The sequence below is a fragment of the Kushneria marisflavi genome, assembly GCF_002157205.1.
Lineage (GTDB): Bacteria > Pseudomonadota > Gammaproteobacteria > Pseudomonadales > Halomonadaceae > Kushneria > Kushneria marisflavi.
In genome coordinates this window covers 1,414,883-1,432,218 of sequence record NZ_CP021358.1, presented here as the reverse complement: position 1 = coordinate 1,432,218, position 17,336 = coordinate 1,414,883, and the positions used below count along the sequence as shown (strand labels likewise).

Genomic DNA, 17,336 nt, shown 5'->3' with positions numbered 1-17,336 from the left:
TTTTCAAGTGGTCTTGTGATTATTGTCCTCGGTCATATAAAGCGTAAGCATCTTTTAAACCAGTATCAGGTCATCTTTTAGCCAACGGTTTATCAAGTGGATTTTCTGAAAGGGGAGAAGAAACAACGAGAGTAACGTCGCCGTTTTATATCGCTGAAAAGAAGAGAGGGCAGGTCAATTATCTTTCTTGATAAGCTGAGGTTTCAGAGAAAAGACGATTGATCATGTTGTTTTGATCGTTCATGACATGCCCCCGAACAAGGGCATGTCATGGAAGAGAGGGTATTAATATCCATTGGCGTCGGGGGGCTGCACATGTCGACGTTTCCAGGCTCTGACGCCCAGCACTGCCAGCGTGACGGTTGTCAGGGGCAGGGCATACATCAACACGGCATCTCCCAGCAGGGTAGCGCTGTCCTGCCCCGTCGAGTAGAGCACCAGATAGGCGGTGTAGGCGATGTAGTAGGCAAAAAACAGCGCACCTTCCCAGCGATCGATCCGATAGCCGGTAAAGAAAATCGGCAGGCAGGCGATCGAGACGGCCACCATGACCGGAAAATCAAATACCAGCGCGTTGGTCGAGACGGCAATGGGCAGCGGCGATACCAGTGCGCTCAGCCCCAGCACGCACAGCAGGTTGAAAAGCCCGCTGCCGATCACATTACCCACGGCGATATCGCGCTCGCCCCGTGCTGCCGCCATGATCGAGGTGGCAAGCTCCGGCAGGGAAGTGCCGATGGCTACCACGGTCAGCCCGATGACCAGATCGGAAAGCCCCAGCGCTCGGGCAAGTGTCGTGGCGCCTTCGACCAGAAAGTTCGAGCCCCCTACCAAAAGCGCCAGCCCTGCCAGTACCATCACCAGATTGAGTACCCAGGAATTGCCGCGTGCCGGCGGGGCTTCATTCGCGGAGGTATCGGCGTTTTGGCGTTCACTGTTTTCTCGCTGTTCACGCCGGCTGCTTTTCACCATGAAGACCGTATAGGCGAGGATGCCCGCGAACAAGATGGCGCCATCAAGACGGCCGAGCGTGCCGTTGGCCGCCAGCGCCCAGACCAGCAGCCCGGCCACGATCAGCAGCGGAACATCCAGACGAATTAGCTGACGAGACACGATCAGCGGCGCAACCATGGCCGTCAGACCCAGGATCAGCAGGACGTTGGCAATGTTGCTGCCGATCACGTTGCCGATCGCCAGGTCTCCCTTACCGCTGAGCGCTGACTGAACGCTGACCGCGGTTTCCGGCGCGCTGGTGCCAAAGGCCACCACGGTCAGTCCGATCACCAGAGGTGAAATGCCGAACAGGGCGGCAAGCTTTGACGCGCCCCGTACCAGAATCTCGGCACCGCCTACCAGCAGGATCAGGCCTGCTACCAGGTATACGAAGGTCATCACTGTCATAACGGGGCATCACTCGAATATGGGACGTTGGAACGGGTTCGATCAGTGCCTTTGGCGCCCCAAAGCATAGCCATCGTCGACAGGGATTACCTTGATGACGAGCTGAAGTCTGTCCGGTTGGTAGCCGTTTTAAAGGCTTTTGATATTGATTTCCTGTCGCCACTGGTCGAGCGATCGGCGCTGGCGCCTGGAGTAGAGCTGGTAGGTGTGGTTGCTTTCCGGGACGACGAGCATCCGGCCGTTGTCACATCGAACCAGCCTGAATCGACGCCGGGCACCGATCGGGCGCTTTTCCGTGGCCTGAATGACGATCAGGTTGATGTCGATGGCTTTGGGCGTCTCGTCGCTGCCCTTGATGTTGCCGTTGCTATCGAGCGTCAGACCATGCTGCTCGGCCGTGTAGGCAATGATGCGATCAAAGTTGCTCGCCTTCATGTATTGCATTGAATTGAGCGGCCCCATGCGGGTCACCAGTTCGCCTTCCTCTTCACCGCCACCCTTGTCGATCTCACCCTTCTCGGTCGTTTTTTCATCGGAGGAAGGCGGTTGCTGTCGGGTGTCCTCATCCGTCAGTTCGGTAATGTCACAGGTGAGTGTCCGCTGATCGGTTTCAAGGCGGGCAATGATGGATTCCACAAAAACGACGCCATGGCCCATGTTGCTGATCAGGCAAGGGCTGTCGAGGCGCCGTGCCTTGCCCTGCTTGATCAGTATGGAGGGGCGCCGCAGGGCACGGGCGTCGCTGACAGCGACCTGCATGGCGATGCCCCAGATCAGGACGTGGCCAATGCTGGCCAGGCCGCCGACCACGATGGCGTTATCAGTAATCCAGGCCCATAGGGGATGTAGCTGGTTGAGCATGCTGCGCTCTCTCGATAGGCATGGAAGGTATTTGGAGGGTTGTCTCCCCGGAACCTCATGGTAGCAGAGCGAAGGCATGGGACTTGTCGAGCATGCGGTTTTCCTCAGTGCATTGGGTAACGTCATATTTAAAAAAATATGATAGTCAGCAGGCATTATGATAGAAAAAACTTATTAAGTTAATTTTGATGACCGCTCCGGCTTTGGCTAGTTTCATTATCGCCTTCAGGCTGGTTTCAGTCGCGAGGCTCGCAAGCGTCGAGCGCGCACCGGAGAGGTGCAGGTCTGCACCATGAATTGACATTTGATGCAGGAATTAACCTCGACTAACTTCAAAATGTCTTCAGCCTGGTTTCAGTTACATGGCCTGTCAGCGGCATGAGGCCCTTTCAGAACATTTTTCGACACCAGTGATGACACCCCTAATCAAAGCAATGGAGTGCTTGACATGTCATCTGGCGTACAACTTTCCTTCACGATCGGCTGGATCGCAATGCTGCTGGGGGGCGTGCTGTTCTGGCTGATTAGCCGCCGTCTGCCTCAGGTCGAAAAGCGTCATGGTGTGGCTGCCATGACCATCGTCTTTGTGGCGTTTGCCAACTACTTCGCCATGGCGCTGGGGCAGGGCGATATCTTCTTCAATGGCCGTACGGTCTACTTCGCTCGCTACACCGACTGGGTCATCACGACGCCCATTCTGTTGGCAAGCCTTGCCATGTTCGCCAGTAACTCCCTGAGCCGTATCGCGACCCTGCTGGCAGCGCTGGTGGCGGCAGATGTTTACATGATCGTGACCGGTCTGGTGGGCAATCTCTCTTCTGCCCCCTACAACTACTACTGGTGGATCATCAGCATGATCGCCTTTCTGGTGGTGCTGGGGCTCATCTGGGGGCCGCTGCGTCAGCGCGCCAGTGAAGACGGGCAGATGGCCCCCTTCTCGAAGCTGGCCGGCATGCTGACCGCGCTTTGGGTGTGCTATCCCATCGTCTGGCTGGTAGGCAGCTCCGGTGCTGACCTGATCTCCGTGACCGTTGAGAGCTGGCTCTATCTGGTGCTGGACGTCACGGCCAAGGTCGGCTTCGGGTTCGTGGCGCTCAGCGCTGCCCGTCAGGGACAGTCACGAGCACACTGATGTCATGACCGGGCCGCTTTCATGCGGTCCGGTCGGCCATGTTTACTGAAGCTTTTGAAGGCCCAGGGTCATGACATCGATCAACGCGTTACGCAAGGGCACCGGGACCCTTCGGGGTCGCCTGCTCTGGCTGATGGCCGGTGCCATCGTGCTCGCCCTGCTATCACAACAGGGTGCATCGGCCAGTGTGATGTCGCTTTCGGTATTAACGGTGGGAGTGGCGCTTCTGGGGCTGCCTCATGGGGCCTTCGATCATCTGACCGGTGCGCGGCTCATTCGTTACTACCTGCCCGACACGTCCTGCCCCAGGGCTTGTCTTGGGATTTTCATGCTGGGCTATCTGCTGCTGTCCATCATGCTGCTGTGGTGCTGGTATCACTGGCCTGCGCTGGACCTGACCCTGTTTTTGCTGCTTTCGGCCGCCCATTTCGGCACCGATTGGCGTGGCAAGCAGCGTCTGATCCATCGATTGTGCTGGGGCACACTGGTGATCGGGTTGCCGTTTGTCTGGCGCCATAATGAAGTCACCGACATTGTTCGGACACTGGCTGTCCCCGATCCTTCCCCCTTTGTCGAGGCCGCCCGTCCACTGGTGGCGCTGGCGCTGAGTATCGTGCTTGTCGGCGTTCGTCGTGAGGGGGCCATGTTTCTGCTGGCGATCGGTTTGTTGCTGCTGGGTGCCATTACGCTCAATCCCCTGATCTATTTCGTCTGCTATTTCTGCTGTTTTCACAGCCCGCTGCATCTTGGGGCTATTCGCCATGAGCACGGTCTGACCGGGCGCCGTCAGATGTTCGCGGTGGCTGCACCCGTAGTGCTGATGACCTGGCTTGGTGCGGGCGTCGGTTATTTCTGGATGAGTCATGCTCACGTCAGTGGAGCATTGATCAAGACGATCTTTATCGGCCTGGCCTGTCTGACCGTGCCGCATATGCTGGTGGAGTGGCTGGGTGAGCGTATTGCGCACGCACCCGTGAAGGTTGCCCGCGGCTGATACGGTCTTTCTTTCGCCCGTCGTGATAGTTACAGGGCAGCTTTTCGGTACACCACGGTCTGTCATATCCCTGTAAACTACGCCGCCACGCTATTAATGGTTTCAGGTGGTTATCGACGTGGATGTTGTCTCTTCCCGACTGCGCGCGACTCTGGCGCTGGCACTTTGCCAGCTGCCGCTCGTCTGGCTGATCGCACTGCGCTATCTCCCTTTCATGGATATGCCCCACGATGGCTGGGGCATTCTCTATCTGGTGCTGACCTGGGTCGGGCACTTCGGACTTCTGGTGCTGCTGGGCTGGGGGCTGCTGCTATTGCCGGCGCTGGTGCTGCCGTCTCGATGGCTCTGGCCGCTGGCGGCGCTGCTGGCCACGCTGGGCATCAGCGCACTGCTGGTGGATACGGTGGTGTATGCCCAGTACCGCTTTCATGTGAATTACTTCATGGTATCGCTGTTTTTAAATGATAAAAACGGCGAAATCTTCAGCTTTTCTGCTGAGACATGGTTTGTGGTGGTTGGTGTCGCTGTCGCGCTGCTGCTGGCGCAGGGGTGGCTGGCCCGAAGGTTGATCATGGCGGGCCGAGCGCGACGCCTACCGGTGGGAAAGGTATCGGCGGTTCTGCTGCTGACGGTGGTGGCCAGTCATCTTTTACACATTGTGGCGGATGCCCGCTACATGCGCAGCGTCACCCAACAGACCGGCATTTATCCGCTGCTCTTTCCGGCCACGGCCAAGGACTTCATGGCCGATCATGGCTGGCTGGACCCGCGAGCGGCTCGTGGTGAGAGAGCGGATGTGGGCGCGCGCGAGGCCGATGAGCTCGAATGGCCGCGCCATCCGCTGCAGTGCAGCCCTCAGTCCTCTCCCAACATCATGCTGGTCATGATCGATTCCTGGCGCAGTGATGAATATGACGCTCGCACCACGCCCAATATTCACTCGGCGCTTGAAGAGGGCGGTCGACGCTATACCCGGCATTACAGTGGCGGCAACAGTACACGCACCGGCGTCATGAGTCTCTTTTACGGGTTGACCGGCAACTACAATGCCTACATCAACAGTACCCAGACGCCGCCGCTGCTGGTCACCGAGCTGCAGCGTCAGGGCTATGCACTGGGTATTTTTGCGGCGGCAAGCCTGGACAGCGTAGGGTTTGATCGAACCGTGTTTTCATCGGTGTCCCCGCTGCGCATGGGCACACCCGGCGACACCCCGCACGAGCGTGATGAGCGCATGACCGATGACTGGCTTGCGTGGATGGATCAGCACGAGCGCACCGAGCAGGACAGGCCCTGGTTTGGCATGCTGTTTTACGATGCGCCGCACGGTTACAGCGTACCAAAGGACGCCGAGATGCCCTTTCAGCCTTCGGCCGATGGGATGAACTATCTCGAGCTTGGGCCGGAAACCGATCCTGAGCCGCTGTCCAATCTGCACCGCAATGCGGTGCATTACGACGACCGGCTGATCAAACGGGTGATCGATGATCTGAAATCGCGAGGAGAGTGGGACAATACCGTGCTGATCGTCACGGCCGATCATGGGCAGTCCTTCAATGATTTTCACAAGAACTACTGGGGACATAACAGCCACTTTGCGGCGCCCCAGACGCATGTGCCGATGATTCTGCATGGTCCCGGCATTTCCCCCGGGGTAGAGGAGGGCATGACCAGCCATCTGGATGTGGCGCCCATGCTGATGCGCCATGCGCTGGGCTGCACCAATCCACTCTCGGACTATGCTCAGGGCGACGATCTATTAAGGGAGGGCCTTGACCATCCCTGGGTGGTGGCCAGCAGTTATCTGGACTACGGGATTATCGAGCCCGACCGGATTACCGTGGTGGATGGTACCGGGCAGTGGAAAATCCTTGATCGCCAGCTGACACCGCTTGAGAACGCCGATTTCTCACCGGCGGTGTTCGAGGCCCTGCAGCAGTTTCGCCAGTTCTACGAACAATAGACCGGCCGGTAACTTCGTGAACAAGGCGCCTCGAGCCCGGTACGCTGACCGGCGCCGAGGCGTCTTCATCGATGGGGCAGGAAGCGAGGTTGCCTATTGCTCTTCAATTCCGTCATCGCGCTCGCCCGACCGGGCCGGCGCCACGTTGCGGGAAGGGCCCGAGGGGAAGCGGTGAGAGCCGTAGCGGATCACCAGAATTGACAGGGCCAGCAGCAGAATTGAGCCGGCGATATAGATGATGCCCATGTCCGGTCGATGATGGTGCTGAATATCTCCGATCATCATGCGCGTCAGCGCCGTGATGGCCACATAGATCAGAAAGCGCACCGGCATGTGGTTGGTCTTGAAGTAGATACCGACCATTGCGCCCAGTTCCAGATAGATAAACAGCAGCAGTACATCGTCGATGCCTGCCTGGCCCTCGGCAATCATGTCGAGAAAGGCGTCCAGGGCCGCCCAGGCAATCACGCCGCCGATGGCAAAAAGCGCCATGAAGTGGAAGGTGCTCACCAGCAGGTTTCCCAGACGGTCGGCGTGGTGTGGAAGTCGCGTGCCCAGGGGCGCTTTTGTCTTTGTTGGCATGGTCATGTCCTGGCATACAGCGTGGGAAACAGGGTGGTGCACCGGGCTCCTGGCCGCCTTGCGGGTCGCCCTCGGCCTCGATGCTGCGCGCTCAATAGTGCATGAATGTGCCATCCTGACACCATCGCAATGAGGGTCATCATGCCCTGATATACGCCACAGATAACGGAGAACGTTCATGACGCAGGATCAAGCGCCTCATGACCACCACGGTCATCACCATCACGGCCATGGTCATCACCATCACGGCCATCATCATCATGGCACGGACAATGAACGGCGCCTGCTCTGGGCCATGGTGCTGACCGGTGGCTTCATGGCAGCAGAAGTGGCCGGCGGGTTTCTGACCGGGTCGCTGGCGCTGCTGGCAGATGCCGGCCATATGCTGACCGACAGTGCCTCGCTGGCACTGGCCTGGATGGCGGCCCGACTGACACACCGCCCGGCCAACGCCCGCAAGACCTATGGCTATCATCGTGTGCAGGTGCTGGCCGCCTTCGTCAACGGTCTGGCGCTGCTTTTGATTGTGGCCTGGATTCTGTTTGAAGCCGTGCACCGGCTGTGGGCACCGACCGAGGTCGCCAGTACCGGTATGCTGGCCGTGGCCATTCTCGGACTGGTGGTGAATATCGGCGTGTTCTGGCTGCTGCACAGCGGTGATCGAGGCAATATCAATATTCGCGGTGCACTGCTGCATGTGCTGGGTGACCTGCTGGGATCGGTGGCCGCCATTGCCGCGGCGGTGATCATCATGGTGACCGGCTGGATGCCGATCGATCCGCTGCTGTCGCTACTGGCAGCGGTGCTGATCGCCCGCAGTGCCTGGAAGATTACCACCCAGTCAGCGCATATCCTGCTCGAGGGCGCGCCACCCCACATCGACAATGAACAGCTGATTCGTGATATCCCCGGCGCGCTGTCCGGTATCGACAGCGTTCATCACGTGCACATCTGGTCGCTGACCCCGGAGCGGGTAATGGTCACCCTGCATGCCGTGATCCATGACGATACGGACCAGGATCAGGCCATCCTGGACATCAGGTCATATCTCAAGGAGCGCTTTGACGCCGATCACATCACGGTTCAAATTGAACGGCAGTCACGCTGTCTCGAGGAGGCAGGCCTCGATCACGATGCCGGTCACCCTCATCCTGCGTGATCAGTATTACTGACTGAAGTGCCGTGTCACCTGCCCAATAACTCAGGTGATGGATGCGGTGCGGCAACTGCTTTTGAATGCGCACCTCCCTTTGCGTTTCAGGCAGATCGCGGAAGGGAGAGAGATAACACGCGGTTTTGAGCCGCTTTTTGAATATCATCATGAAAGGAACGAAATAACGTGTCTGACAATGCCCAGAGCGCCAAATGGGACAGGATTGCCGGGGAGCTCAAGGAAAAATGGGGCGTGGTGGCCAACGACCTGTCCGCCTATGAAAAGGGCGAGGTGCAGCGTATCGCCGGCCTGCTCAAGGAGAAAAAGGGGCTGAGCGATGAGGAGTCCGAGCGGGAAGCCGAGCGGATCATGCGCAACTCCTGACCTGGCCGCAGTGTGTGTCACACTTGCACGGCGTCATTGAAAGAGCCCGGCTGTTGCCGGGCTTGTTGCGTTAATGACCGCCAGAGCGTCAGATGACAGCATGGTTCGATAAGGGCAGCACAGGGAGCGACGCCATGAGTGATATCAATACCGTGAGCCCACCAAAGGGACTGCGTCCGGCGCCCGTGGCTTTGACATGGGTCGTGCTGGGCGTGGCGTGGGGGGCCTTTTTACTGCCGCAGGCCGGCACCGGCTTGTTGGTCGGCTGGCCGCTCAACCTGGTCGCCTTCTGTCTGGCGATCGTGATCCTGGTGCGTGGCCGCACGGTGGCCGGTATTCTGGCCATGGTGGCGTCCGTGGTGGTGTCACCGCTGATCTATCTGCTGGGGCTTTTATTGCTGCTGCTGGCCAATGCCTTCAGCAATGTCGACATCGATATCCAGGAGTCCGGCCCGGTTTACGAACATCATGGGCCGCCTGCGCCGGTCGAGACGCCTTCATTGCAGATGACCGCGCGCTCACCCGGGCAGCGCGAGATATAAAAGGGGCGCCCTCGCCGGGGCGCCCCTTTCACGTTTCGTTCTTCCGTCTGCCGCGATGGGTCATGACGTCACATCGACAGGGAAAACGCCTCATCGCTCATCGGCGGGATAGTCGGTATTGACGCTGGTTTCCCGCCACTGCTCGATCTCATCAAGCGTCTGGCGCAGATGCGCGCTGACCTGATTCACGCCCCAGGCACCGAGTACCAGGTGATGCGGGGGCTGGTCGTGCTCAAAAATATCGATCATCGCCTGAGCGGCACGTACCGGGTCGCCGGGCTGGTTGCCGCTGCCCTCGGAGGTGCCTGACATGCGCGCGCCCACCGTCTCGCGGTAGTCATCGATATCAGTGGTGGTCTGCTGCAGCGAACGCCCGGCCCAGTCGGTGCGAAAAGGGCCGGGAGCCACGCTGGTGACCTTCAGTCCCAGTGGCTCGACTTCGGCAGCCAGTGCCGTGGAAAAGCCTTCCACGGCGTGCTTGGTGGCGGCGTAATAGCCCGAACCCGCAAAGCCGATGAAGCCTGCCACGGAGCTGATATTGATGATATGCCCCCGTCGACGCGCGCGCATGCCGGGCAGCACCAGACGGGTCATTTCGAACAGTCCAAAAACATTGGCGTCAAACTGGGCACGTACCTGCTCGTCATCGGCTTCTTCAACGGAGGACTGGTAGCCATAGCCTGCATTGTTGACCAGCACATCAATATGTCCGAAGTGCTGCTCGGCACTCTTGACCACCTCACGCAGCTGCTCGCTTTTGGTGACATCCAGCCCCAGCGCCAGCACGCGATCCTCGGCGCCCTCGGCCAGATCCATGACACGTGCCCTGTCCCGGGCAGTGACCACTGCCTTCCAGCCACGCTTGATGACCAGTCGGGCCAGCTCGCGTCCAAAACCGGTCGAGCAGCCTGTAATCAACCAGACAGGTTCCCTGGCTGTACTCATGGTGTCCTCCTCATTGTCCGGGAAATGACCTGCCGGCCGCGCCGGCGCTGGTCCATGTCGTTGCGGTCACTATAGGACACTCGAAGGGCCTGACTTATTGAATAAAATAATGCGGGGCATAGCGCTGTGATCATCACTCTGGCAGCCACTCATGAGCCGTTTTCCCTTTTAGGGCAGGTTTGGAAGGTTCCTGAAAAACCGTTATGGACTAGTTTTATGTTTTCCTTTGAAGCTACAAAAGCAATACAAAAGTATTAACCTTGTTGTGGTGCGATGCGTTAGAAAGGCGGTCACTCAATGACCCGACAACAGGAGCGACCGCCTCTCATGCCCAGTGCATCCTTCATGAATCTGGACGCGCAATATCGCCGTATCGAACACCGGCTCAGGGCCGAGATGGAAGAGGTGATGTTGTCTACCACCTTCATTGGAGGGCCGAAGGTGGAAGCGCTCGAGCACCAGCTGGCAGACCGTGCCGGCGCGGCTCACTGTGTCAGCTGTGCCAGCGGCAGTGATGCGCTGGTATTGGCCCTGCGGGTACTGAACATTGGCACGGGTGATCGCGTACTGTGTCCGGCCTACACCTTTGCCGCGACAGTTGAGGCCATCGTTCGGGTCGGGGCGCAGCCGGTATTGATCGATATTGATCCTGACACGTTCAACATCGATCCACGGGCGCTCGAGAGCTGGCTTGATTGTCACGCTCAAGCTCCGGAGGCCGCCGGCGTCCGGGCCGTTATTGCCGTGGATCTGTTCGGTCGACCGGCGGACTACGCTGCACTGGCCGGCCTTGCTGAACGCTTTGAATTGAATCTGGTGACTGATGCCGCCCAGAGCCTGGGCGGCCATTATCATGGGCGCCCGGTCGGCTCACTGGCCGATATCACGATCACCTCCTTTTATCCCTCCAAGCCGCTGGGCTGCTATGGCGATGGCGGCGCGCTGTTCGTTGATGATCCAGCACTTGCCGAGCGGCTTCGCTCATTGCGCAACCATGGCATCAGCCCCGATCGTACTCGTCACGAAGAGATTGGCATGTGCTCACGCCTGGATGCCCTGCAGGCCGGCGTACTGCTGGCCCGGCTGACCATCTTCGATGACGAGCTGGATCAGCGTAATCGCATTGCCGAGGCCTATCGGGAAGGGCTCGGCAGACGGTTGGTCACCCCTCATCTGCCCGCGACCTGTCGCTCGGCCTGGGCTCAATACACGGTGCGCCTGCCGGACATGCCCGGAGAAGACAATGCAGCGCTGGAGCGGCGCCGGGATACCCTGGTGGCGGCGATCAGAGCGCAGGGCATTCCAGTACGCTGCTACTACTCACCGGCGCTGCACCGCCATGTTGCCTATCAGTCAATAACGCATGACGGTCTGGTTCACACCGACCGGGTGGCTGCTGCTGCCTTCAGTCTGCCGATGCATCCCTACCTTGAGCCTCATCATGTCGAGCAGGTCTGTCAGGCCGTGAAAAGCGCCTGTCATGAAGACTGAACACGGGGAGGTGCTGCATGTGGCCGTGGCCGGTGCCGGGCGCATGGGGGCCAGACATGTGCGTGCCTTCAATGCGCTGGCCGGAGTGGAAGTCAGTGTGATCCATGAACCTCGTCCGGCCGAGGAGTGCGACCTGTCAGAGGACATGCGGCGCCGCTGCACCCAGAGCTATTCCACCTTTCTCGAACGGGCCTGCCGGGCCGATATGGCCGTGGTGGCCAGCCCCACGGCGACGCACTTTGGTGTCGCGCGGGATCTTATTGGTCGTGGGCTGTCATGTCTGGTGGAAAAGCCCATGACCCTGCGTCCCGGTGAATGCCTTCAGTTGGAGCGGCTGGCTCGAATGCAGGGAGCGGGGCTTTTTTGCGCCCATATCGAACGGTTTAATTCGGCGTTGCAGGCGACGGCCGGACTTTTGCGTACTCATCCGTGGGAGGCGGTCAACATCACGCGATACAACCCCGGCAGCGCGCGGCTCTCCAATGAGTCCCTCGTGACGGATCTGATGATTCATGATCTGGATATCGTGCAGCACATCATGGGTCTGACCTTTGACGCCCTGCTGGATGTCGAAAGCGATGCCGATGGTCAGGACAGCCCGGCAGGGGCGGGCGTTGATCATGTGACCGTACGCCTGCAGAGTGATGCCGGCTACCCGGTCACCCTGAGCACCGGGCGACGGCCAACACACCGCCGGCGACTGATTCATGCTCGCAGCCCGCAGGGCAGTCTGCAGGTGGATCTGCTCAACGGCGAGCATCATGCCTGCTTCATGACGCCGGATCACATACCAGTGCCGCTCGTGGACCCAACAGAAGATGCCCTGACCCGTCAGGCCAGAGCCATGGTGGACAGCGTCATGGATGGGCAGTCACACGGACTGGCCAGCGCTGAAGAGTCCTGGCAGACCCTGACGCTTTGTCAGCTGATCGAGCAGCGTCTTCAGCTGGCCACCTGCCAGCCTTCCTCACCGGTATCGGGCGCGTAGCCGTGCATGAAAGGATGGTCTAAAGTCCTTCATACAGGCCGCCGGGCGGCTCATCACACGGGAAGAGAATCTCATGAAACGCATGATGCTTTTGATGGTTGCAATGCTGCTGTCTGCTGCAGTGCTGGGCGGGTGTAACACCATGCACGGCGCGGGCGAAGATATTTCTGACGGTGGCCAGGCGATTCAGAACGCCGCTGATTGAGACATTTGTCTTTAACGCATCAAACCCGCCGCCGAGAGGCCGCGGGTTTGATGCGTTTATGCGAGCGTCGTCTCTACATGGCGTGCTTGATGCCCTTGTTGACCAGTAGCCAGTTGGCCGGATAAGCGGTTAAAAATCCCACCAGCATGGCAATCTGCATCATGAACCAGAAGCCGGGGGTGGTGGCATCCATGTGGCCCTCCAGAAACAGCGGTGTCGCGATCAGCATCCAGAGAACCATGCCGATCTGAAAGGCGATCAGAGATAACGTGTCAGCCTTGATGGCATTTATCAGCGCACTGCGCGGTGAGCCCTCGCCCATTTCACGGATAGGCAGGTACTGAAACAAAATGCCAAAGGCGTAGGCAGCGATAAAGGCGAGCAGAAAATGCCCCGCCATGTGTGAGCCAAAAAGGGTAAAGCCAAGCGCCGTGGCCAGCGGGGCCGCTACAATATCGCCCAGCGTACAGCCACCGCCGCAGTGGGTGGCCGAGACGAACACGCCCTGCCATTTGGGCTTGTCACTGTGATGGTGATGGCCGCCCTGGTGTTCGTGGTCACCATGCTGATGCCGCGTGTCATGATGAGCAGGAGCCGCCCGGCCCATCTTTCGATACACCCACCAGCCCAGTACGGGCATGTACAGCCCCGTGATCGGCCAGGTCACATTCATGACCGCCATATGCTGAGGGCGGCGGCGCACGTCCGCGGCAATCAGGGCACAGGTGGCGATCCCCAGCAGTAAAAATATCCAGGACCAGACGGTCAGCATTGGCACGCTCCTTGTGTCGCCTTCAGTTTGATGTCATCTGATGACGCCAAGGTTTAGTGCAGGCAAAGCGATCCCACAAGGCTGGGGTAAGGCCATGGTGCTGATCGGGCTTGAAGGCGACCGAGCCCGTCCAGACAGTGTGGCATCAGGCCCTCTCGGGGTGTCGGCTGGCGAGCTCGACCCCCTGCCTCAGTGCTTCAATCAAACTGCGCTCATCAGCGATGCCCTTGCCCGCAATGTCGAAGGCGGTGCCGTGGTCCACGGAGGTGCGCACCACCGGAAGCCCTACAGTGACGTTGACGCCGGCTTCCAGGCCCATCACCTTCACCGGGCCATGGCCCTGGTCGTGGTACATGGCGACAACGCAGTCGAAATCGCCTCGTCCGGCGCGAAAAAACAGCGTGTCCGCCGGCAGTGGTCCTTCCACGTCCCAGCCCCGGGCGCGCAGCGCCTCGATGGCGGGTACGATCTTCTCTTCCTCTTCGCCATAGCCGAACAGGCCGTTTTCACCCGCGTGGGGATTGATGCCGCATACGGCGATGCGCGGGTGGTGGTTGCCCGCCCGGGCAAGCGTTTCGTGGGCACGCTCGATGGTGCGTGTCACGAGCCCCGGATTGATGCGCGCGATCGCATCGATGATGCCCATATGGGTAGTGACGTGAATGACCTTCATTTTCGGGGTCACCAGCATCATTGAGACTTCTTCGGTACCGGTCAGGTGTGCCAGAAGCTCCGTGTGTCCCGGAAAGATGTGGCCGCCGGCGTGTAGTGCGGCCTTGTTCAGAGGGGCGGTGCAGATGGCGTCGAGTTCCCCCGCCTCGATCAGTTCCACGGTCCTGGCGATGTAGTGGTAGGCGGCGTTGCCGGCCACGCTCGAGACCTGGCCCCAGGGCAGGTCCTCGGGGATCAGCCCCAGGTCGATGCACTCGATGGCATCGCGCTCGAAACGCGCTTCGGCGGGCGTTTCGACGACATGTAGCGTCAGGCTTGAACTGACCACCTCCATTGCCTTGCGCAGGCGCCCTGCATCGCCGATGACTAGGGGGCGGCAGATATCGTGGACATCATCATGGGCCAGGGCCCGGACGATGATTTCGGGCCCGACGCCGGCGGCATCGCCCATGGTGATACCAATAACGGGACGATTGCTCATGAGCATTCCTTTTGAATAAGAGTCAGTGATGACGGGTCTGGTCCTGCCAGACACGCTGAAAGGCATGGTCGTCGCCGAATCCACCGGCCTTGGTGATGACCTCGAGGGGGCCGGCAGCTGTTGTTGCGAGCAGCCTTGCCATGCCTGTGTCCGGGGCATCGACAAGCGTCAATCTCGTGATATCGGCGCCCATCAGAATCGCCCGTGCCGTGGCCCCGCCGGTGGCGATCAGTCGCTCGACATGCCCCAGACGTGGCGACAGCAGACGGGCCAGCGCCAGGCTGAGTGCTGGACCTTCGCCAGCCCGGCGATCCTCGTTCTGGCGAAGACGAACCATGACGTCGCAGCGCTGGGCGAGTGCCGCATCCAGACGCGCCTCAAGGGCTGAAACGATGTCACGGGGAGCCTCCTGGCGTAGATCGCTCGGGTCGATATCGATCAGCGTCAGTGCGTCGATGCTCTCCAGAAGTCGCTCGGCCTGGCGGTGGGAGACGCCGCTCATGCTGCCGATCACAATCAGGGTCTGCGGATGGCCCGACCGCGTGGGCATCTTTTTGTGACTGCCTGATAGTCCGAGCGCCGCAGGAAGATGTTCTCCGAGGCCGGCCGAGCCGACCCAGAAAACGCCATCGAGCCGCGCGCTCAGCGCCGCCAGACGTGCCAGGTCGGCATCACTTTCGATGTCGCACACCAGTGCCTGGACGCCACGTTCTTGGTAGGCCTTCAGTACGGCCAGCACGTGATCATCTTCTTCACCAGATCCGGCGAGATCGAGGGTGGCTGTCTCAAGCGCGACCGCCGTCAGCATGTCAACCAGGTCCGCCCGGCCCTGAAGGCCTTCGTTGGTCCAGACTTCTGTTTCCTCGACAGGGACACCGTTCAGGTACTGGCGGCCGCCGCGTGTAGTGCGCCCCGTCGCCGGATAGGCCGGAGCAACGATGGCCATGCCGATGCTTGAAAGGCTCGCAATTTCGGCAGCCACGTTGCCGCGCAGGGTCGAATCGATCTTTTTGAACAGAAAGCGAAAATGGCCCTGCCAGGTGGCAAGCGCCAGGCGGTGGCGTTGTGTCGCCTCGGCAGCGCTCACCACGCGTGAGTCCAGGTCGATGGCCACGACGTCAGCACACTCGATGTGTTCTGCGCCCAGTACCACGGCAGTGGCGAGTCCTGCACGGGCCGCGCCGACCGCTGAATCGGCAGTGCCGGTCAGGTCATCGGCCATGATCAGTAGCTTGGCATGGCCTGGTTCAGTGCTCGGCACGTTCATGGCTTTCGAGTCTCCACTGGCGCGTTTCCGGAGCCTGCACCGGTCAGCCCCGACAGGGTCGAGACGGCTTTCAGGGCGTTCGGCTCACACAGGCCATGGCGTTTTTGTCTGTCACGGTTGTTATCCTGACCCGGAGGGGAAGGCATGACGAACACAGTAACGCGAAACTCAAGAGTGCTCATGCCTGCTCCAGAAAGATAGGAAGTGGAAACGGTTTTGATTCATATGATCACAAAATGATTGAATCAATCATATTTGGCAAGTTATACCATCGCCTGATGGTCCAAAAAACCCATTGTTGTTTGATCGGGAAAGCCCGGTTGATATGGGTAAAGCGTGTGCAGTGACGTGTTTGATCAAAACGATCAATTTGGCGCGAGAGTTTCGAGCTGTCTGAAGAGTGGCAGGATAGGGAGTGCCGACGTGCCTCAAGCTGATGGCCGGACACTCTTTTTCGCTGAAGGGTAACGAAGGGGGATAATCTGGAGTGCCTTTTACAGGCACACCATCTGATTATTGTGGCGTGGGCGGGGTGACTATCTGCCGCTGCGCTCGCAGGGTGTCCACCGTATAGAGAACAAGCCCTGCCCAGATGCAGGCAAAAGTGATCAGGTTGGCCTGATTGAAGGTCTCATTGAAGATAAATATACCGGTCAGCAGATGCAGGGTAGGGGTCAGATACTGGATCAGCCCCAGCGTGCCAAGCTTGAGTCGCCGTGCGCCCATGGTAAAGAGCACCAGCGGCAGCACGGTAATGATGCCGCAGCCCATCAGCAGCACATCGGTAGAAAGACGGCCCTGTAAAAAGACCGCCTGCTGCTGCATGTACAGTTCGCCCAGCCAGAGAATGGCAAACGGTAGCAGCAGCATGGTCTCGATATAGAGTCCGGTGATGCTGTCCACGCCGATGCGCTTTCGAATCGCCCCATAGCCGCCGAAGCTGCAGGCCAGAATCAGCGATACCCAGGGAACCCGCCCAAACCCCACCACCATGATCAACACACCCGCTGCGGCCAGCAGTACGGCGGCGATCTGTAGCGGTCGCAGCCGTTCGCGGAAAAAGATCAGCCCCAGCACTACGTTGAGCAGCGGGTTGATGTAATAGCCAAGGCTTGCCTGCAGCACGTGATGACTCGAGACCGCCCAGATAAACACGCCCCAGTTGGTACTGATCAAAAGCGCTGTCACCATGAGCATCAGCAGCAGGCGCCGGTCACGCACGACCGCCATGACGCGGGCACTGCGACGAGTGATCAACACAAATAGCGTCAGCAGCACGGCAGCCCACACCATGCGCTGGGTCAGAATCTCCCAGGGAGAGACATCTGGACCGATCAGGTAAAAATAGAGCGGCATCACGCCCCACATCGAAAAACAGCCCAGAGCGGCCAGAAGCCCTGCACTCTGTTCACGCGTGTCCGCCATGGCGCCAGTTCCCCCGGTAAATTCCGCATCATACTCGGGATGCCGCGTTGCAGCGATGACGAAGTCGTTGACTTGTTG

General features: G+C 59.5%; 17 protein-coding genes. 9 read left to right on the top strand and 8 right to left on the bottom strand.

The window, feature by feature from the left end:
- Positions 1-285: 285 nt before the first annotated feature.
- A complete protein-coding gene (locus B9H00_RS06635) occupies positions 286-1,401 on the bottom strand; it encodes a calcium/sodium antiporter (RefSeq protein WP_086899998.1) in 1,116 nt (371 codons plus the stop codon).
- A gap of 129 nt (positions 1,402-1,530) precedes the next feature.
- Positions 1,531-2,262 carry a hypothetical protein gene (locus B9H00_RS06630; RefSeq protein WP_086899997.1) on the bottom strand — a complete coding sequence of 244 codons (732 nt, stop codon included), beginning with the start codon at positions 2,260-2,262 and terminating at the stop codon, positions 1,531-1,533.
- 448 nt (positions 2,263-2,710) lie between these two features.
- Between B9H00_RS06630 and B9H00_RS06625 the strand changes: the two genes are divergently transcribed.
- The 3 genes from B9H00_RS06625 to B9H00_RS06615 all read left to right on the top strand — a co-directional run bounded on the left by B9H00_RS06625 (position 2,711) and on the right by B9H00_RS06615 (position 6,351).
- Positions 2,711-3,394 carry a bacteriorhodopsin gene (locus B9H00_RS06625; RefSeq protein WP_086899996.1) on the top strand — a complete coding sequence of 228 codons (684 nt, stop codon included), beginning with the start codon at positions 2,711-2,713 and terminating at the stop codon, positions 3,392-3,394.
- Positions 3,395-3,464: 70 nt separating this feature from the next.
- Positions 3,465-4,388 (top strand): Brp/Blh family beta-carotene 15,15'-dioxygenase, encoded by a 924-nt coding sequence (locus B9H00_RS06620; RefSeq protein WP_086899995.1) that lies wholly within the window; start codon positions 3,465-3,467, stop codon positions 4,386-4,388.
- A 118-nt stretch (positions 4,389-4,506) separates the two neighbouring features.
- Positions 4,507-6,351 (top strand): DUF3413 domain-containing protein, encoded by a 1,845-nt coding sequence (locus B9H00_RS06615; protein WP_236944375.1) that lies wholly within the window; start codon positions 4,507-4,509, stop codon positions 6,349-6,351.
- Between the two features lie 93 nt (positions 6,352-6,444).
- Here B9H00_RS06615 and B9H00_RS06610 read toward each other — a convergent pair whose 3' ends face one another.
- On the bottom strand, positions 6,445-6,933 hold the full coding sequence (locus tag B9H00_RS06610) for a phosphate-starvation-inducible protein PsiE (protein WP_086899994.1): 489 nt from the start codon (positions 6,931-6,933) through the stop codon (positions 6,445-6,447).
- 178 nt (positions 6,934-7,111) lie between these two features.
- Here B9H00_RS06610 and B9H00_RS06605 point away from each other — a divergent pair, with 178 nt between their 5' ends.
- The 3 genes from B9H00_RS06605 (at position 7,112) to B9H00_RS06595 (ending at position 9,012) form a co-directional block, all read left to right on the top strand.
- Positions 7,112-8,092 carry a cation diffusion facilitator family transporter gene (locus B9H00_RS06605; protein WP_086899993.1) on the top strand — a complete coding sequence of 327 codons (981 nt, stop codon included), beginning with the start codon at positions 7,112-7,114 and terminating at the stop codon, positions 8,090-8,092.
- A gap of 180 nt (positions 8,093-8,272) precedes the next feature.
- Positions 8,273-8,470 (top strand): CsbD family protein, encoded by a 198-nt coding sequence (locus B9H00_RS06600; RefSeq protein ID WP_086899992.1) that lies wholly within the window; start codon positions 8,273-8,275, stop codon positions 8,468-8,470.
- Positions 8,471-8,604: 134 nt separating this feature from the next.
- Positions 8,605-9,012, top strand: coding sequence for a hypothetical protein (locus B9H00_RS06595; RefSeq protein ID WP_086899991.1), 408 nt, complete (start codon positions 8,605-8,607; stop codon positions 9,010-9,012).
- A 90-nt stretch (positions 9,013-9,102) separates the two neighbouring features.
- Here B9H00_RS06595 and B9H00_RS06590 read toward each other — a convergent pair whose 3' ends face one another.
- Entirely contained in the window at positions 9,103-9,957 is an 855-nt protein-coding gene (locus B9H00_RS06590) for an oxidoreductase (RefSeq protein ID WP_086899990.1), read from the bottom strand.
- Between the two features lie 327 nt (positions 9,958-10,284).
- Here B9H00_RS06590 and B9H00_RS06585 point away from each other — a divergent pair, with 327 nt between their 5' ends.
- From B9H00_RS06585 to B9H00_RS06575, 3 genes are all read left to right on the top strand, one after another.
- Positions 10,285-11,448 (top strand): DegT/DnrJ/EryC1/StrS family aminotransferase, encoded by a 1,164-nt coding sequence (locus B9H00_RS06585; protein ID WP_157663194.1) that lies wholly within the window; start codon positions 10,285-10,287, stop codon positions 11,446-11,448.
- Positions 11,438-12,436, top strand: coding sequence for a Gfo/Idh/MocA family protein (locus B9H00_RS06580; RefSeq protein ID WP_086899988.1), 999 nt, complete (start codon positions 11,438-11,440; stop codon positions 12,434-12,436). The genes B9H00_RS06585 and B9H00_RS06580 overlap by 11 nt, the downstream gene beginning before the upstream one ends.
- 94 nt (positions 12,437-12,530) lie before the next feature.
- Positions 12,531-12,641 carry an entericidin A/B family lipoprotein gene (locus B9H00_RS06575; protein ID WP_407656580.1) on the top strand — a complete coding sequence of 37 codons (111 nt, stop codon included), beginning with the start codon at positions 12,531-12,533 and terminating at the stop codon, positions 12,639-12,641.
- 73 nt (positions 12,642-12,714) lie between these two features.
- On the opposite strand, the gene B9H00_RS06570 is transcribed toward B9H00_RS06575, so the two are convergent.
- The 4 genes from B9H00_RS06570 to rarD form a co-directional block, all read right to left on the bottom strand.
- Positions 12,715-13,413, bottom strand: a complete 699-nt coding sequence (locus B9H00_RS06570) for a DUF4396 domain-containing protein (protein WP_086899986.1) — start codon at positions 13,411-13,413, stop codon at positions 12,715-12,717.
- Between the two features lie 145 nt (positions 13,414-13,558).
- Positions 13,559-14,566, bottom strand: coding sequence for a 4-hydroxythreonine-4-phosphate dehydrogenase PdxA (gene pdxA / locus B9H00_RS06565; protein WP_086899985.1), 1,008 nt, complete (start codon positions 14,564-14,566; stop codon positions 13,559-13,561).
- A 22-nt stretch (positions 14,567-14,588) separates the two neighbouring features.
- Positions 14,589-15,833 (bottom strand): four-carbon acid sugar kinase family protein, encoded by a 1,245-nt coding sequence (locus B9H00_RS06560; protein WP_086899984.1) that lies wholly within the window; start codon positions 15,831-15,833, stop codon positions 14,589-14,591.
- A 513-nt stretch (positions 15,834-16,346) separates the two neighbouring features.
- Positions 16,347-17,258 (bottom strand): EamA family transporter RarD, encoded by a 912-nt coding sequence (rarD, locus tag B9H00_RS06555; RefSeq protein WP_086899983.1) that lies wholly within the window; start codon positions 17,256-17,258, stop codon positions 16,347-16,349.
- Positions 17,259-17,336: the final 78 nt, after the last annotated feature.